Here is a 3,201-nt window from a genome sequence, read left to right as displayed (position 1 = left end):
ACCCCAGCCCAAGCGGTGGATGAAAGCCTGGCGTTAATACAAAAATGGCACAATAAAGATCGTAATTTGTATGCCATCACCCCCCGATTTGCGCCTACGAGCAGCCGTGCCCAATTACAAGGGTTAGGTGAATTGGCGGCAGCCTATCCCGATGTCTTTATACAAACCCATTTATCAGAGAACCAACAGGAAATAGCTTGGGTAAAAAGTCTGTTTCCCGAACGAGACGGCTATCTTGATGTCTATGACCACTATGGTCTTGTTCGCCCTCGTGGGGTATTCGGTCATTGCGTGCATCTTACAGACAAAGAATGGGCTCGCATGGCCGAAGCCGGTGCCACCATTGCCTTTTGCCCCACCTCTAATTTGTTTTTAGGCAGTGGCTTGTTTCCGTTAGACACCGCCAGAAAATACAAGGTGCCGGTCACGCTGGCCACCGATGTAGGCGCAGGCACCACCTTTAATATGTTTAAGACTTACGGCGAGGCCTACAAGGTATGCCAACTTCAGCATACCCGATTCTCCCCTTTACAAGGGCTATATATGATGACACAAGGCGCCGCGTTGGCCCATCAGTTAGATCACAGCATTGGAAATTTAAACCCGGGTAGCCACGCTGACTTCATTATTGTGGATCCGGCCTTTGATGAATTAACCACCCACCGCTTACATCAAAAAGACAGCAAAGAAGAAACCCTCTTTGCCTTATCTATGCTTGGTGATGATAGAAGTATCCGCGAGACCTGGATTGCAGGCTCTCCCCAGTACCGACAACAGGAGAAGTAACACATGCAGGGACTTGACTGGCTTTCACTTTTTTTACGCTGGTTTCATGTTATTGCAGGCGTAGCCTGGATTGGCGCATCATTTTATTTTATCTGGCTAGATAACAGTTTACGCACACCACCGGAATGGAAACAGAAAAAAGGCATCAAAGGGGATCTTTGGGCCATACACGGTGGTGGCTTTTACGAAGTGGCTAAATACGCCTACGGACCAGAAACCATGCCTTCCACCTTACACTGGTTTAAGTGGGAAGCTTACACCACCTGGCTGAGCGGGTTTGCCTTACTTATTGTGGTCTATTACTTCGGCGCCTCTGCGTATCTGATTGATCCCAGTGTCAATGCCCTGTCCCCTGCCCACGCCATTTTATCGGGCCTTGGGGTTATATTTGGTGGTCTGGCGTTTTATGAAGCCGCGTGCAGAAGCCCTTTGGCCAAATCCCCTAAAGCCTTTGCCCTGTTTTTAATTGTACTGTTATGTATTGCCGCTTGGCTCACCGCGCAGCTGTTCAGCGGTCGCGGCGCATACATTCACGTCGGGGCGCTGGTGGGAACCATTATGGTGGCCAACGTGTTTTTAAACATCATGCCTAATCAACGTAAAATGGTGGCGGCCGTAGCGGCAAAACAGGATATTGATCCTGCCTGGGGTGCCAGCGCTAAATTACGCTCAGTGCACAACAATTACCTTACGTTGCCATTGCTGTTCATTATGATCAGTAATCACTACCCCATGACTTATCAGCACCCACAAAACTGGCTAGTGCTCATTGCCATCATGGCGCTGTCGGCGTGGATAAGACACTTTTTTAACTTAAAGCACCAGGATGTGATTAAGCCATCAATTCTGGTAAGTGGCGCGTTAGGCATGCTGGCATTGGCAATTTGGGTGTCCTGGCCTCATGGTTCTGCCCCCACACAGCCAGCAACAAGCCTATCAGAAACGGCACCGACCACAGACAAAACGCCTTTACAGGCCAAGGTGGACGCCTTGATCCATACCCATTGCGTAGGCTGTCATTCCTCGGCGCCCACCGATGATATTTTCAAAGTCGCACCACTTGGAGTGAAGTTCGATAACTGGAATGATATTGCCCGTTATGGACCACAAATCTATCAGCGTGTAGCGGTGAGTAAAGACATGCCCTTTTTAAATAAAACCGGTATGACTGACGCAGAACGCCAGCAAATTGCAGATTGGTATTTGAACCAACAATAACACTAGACGCGCCGCCTATGAGGCAGACAGGTGGCGCCTTTCACTTTCCTGAAGCAAAAGATTTATTGCAAGCTAACAGCGTTTCTATTTCTTCTGCGGGTACTGGTTTTGAATAAAGATACCCTTGAACATATTCCACATTGAGATTGTTGCAATAAAAAGCTTGTTCTTGTGTTTCAACCCCTTCGGCGACGATATCTAAGTGTAGTTTATGCCCCACATTTACAATCGCTTCCAGAAGCGCGCCATCAAATTCATTTTCTGGTGCGTCTTTAAGAAATGATCGGTCGATCTTTAACTTGCTGACCGGAAATTGCCTTAAATAGCTTAACGAAGAATACCCAGTTCCAAAATCATCAATGGATATCTCTACCCCTTTATGGCGCTCTGCAGTGAGGTGACTTAAAAGCTCAGGCTGAAGTTGTATTAATACGTTTTCAGTAAGTTCTAAACCAATATCACTAGGAGACAGATGGTATTTATTTCGACAAGCTTCTAAAAACTCGAAAAACGTGGCTTGTTCCAAGTCTCTGCCCGACACGTTAATGTCAATACGCACCTGAATTCCGTTTTGTTTCCAGATACTGGATTGTCGACAGGCTTCTTCTATGACCCAATGGCTAATTCGGTTAATTAAATCTGTTCGTTCGGCAATGGGAATAAATACATCCGGAGGTATGGGAGGAGAGCTGTGTTCAGGGAACCAACGAATGAGCGCTTCGCAGGCCGAGATTAAACCGGTAGATAGATTAATTTGCGGCTGATAATAAAGGCTAAACTCATCATTGAGCAACGCATTATTTAATTTCGTTGCAATAGTCCGTTGTTCGAGCAATCGTTGACTTAATTCGGTGGTGAAAAATTTAAACCTGTGCCGCCCTTCAAGCTTGGCCTGATACATGGCGTTATCAGCATTTTTCAATAAATCAACGTCATCCAAACCATCCCGCGGAAAAACGCTAATACCGATGCTTGCTGATATGCAAACCCGTTCTCTCCCTAATGCAAACCCCGACCTCAAACAATCAAGAATACGCTGAGCTATGGTACTAATCTGATTATCGTTTTCGACTCGGGGGATCACAAATACAAACTCGTCGCCACCAAAACGAGAAAGCTCTCCATAAGCTGTCACACATTCTTGGAGTCTCTTAGCTACCCCTTTTAACAGCCTATCTCCCCATGTATGTCCTAGGG

The 3,201-nt window shown here is 46.7% G+C and carries 3 protein-coding genes; 2 read left to right on the top strand and 1 reads right to left on the bottom strand.

The window, feature by feature from the left end; translation table 11 throughout:
- On the top strand, window positions 1–786 hold a 786-nt coding region (locus V5298_RS20190), incomplete at its 5' end, for a guanine deaminase (RefSeq protein ID WP_332933216.1).
- Window positions 787–789: 3 nt separating this feature from the next.
- A complete protein-coding gene (locus V5298_RS20185) occupies window positions 790–2,004 on the top strand; it encodes a urate hydroxylase PuuD (protein WP_332933215.1) in 1,215 nt (404 codons plus the stop codon).
- 40 nt (window positions 2,005–2,044) lie between these two features.
- On the opposite strand, the gene V5298_RS20180 is transcribed toward V5298_RS20185, so the two are convergent.
- Window positions 2,045–3,201, bottom strand: a 1,157-nt coding sequence (locus V5298_RS20180) for a bifunctional diguanylate cyclase/phosphodiesterase (RefSeq protein WP_332933214.1), incomplete at its 5' end; no start/stop codon positions are given.

It is taken from the genome of Alteromonas sp. 14N.309.X.WAT.G.H12 (assembly GCF_036697315.1).
GTDB lineage: Bacteria > Pseudomonadota > Gammaproteobacteria > Enterobacterales > Alteromonadaceae > Alteromonas.
Note: the sequence above shows the minus strand (reverse complement) of the source record. Positions and strands in the feature narration are given on the sequence as shown.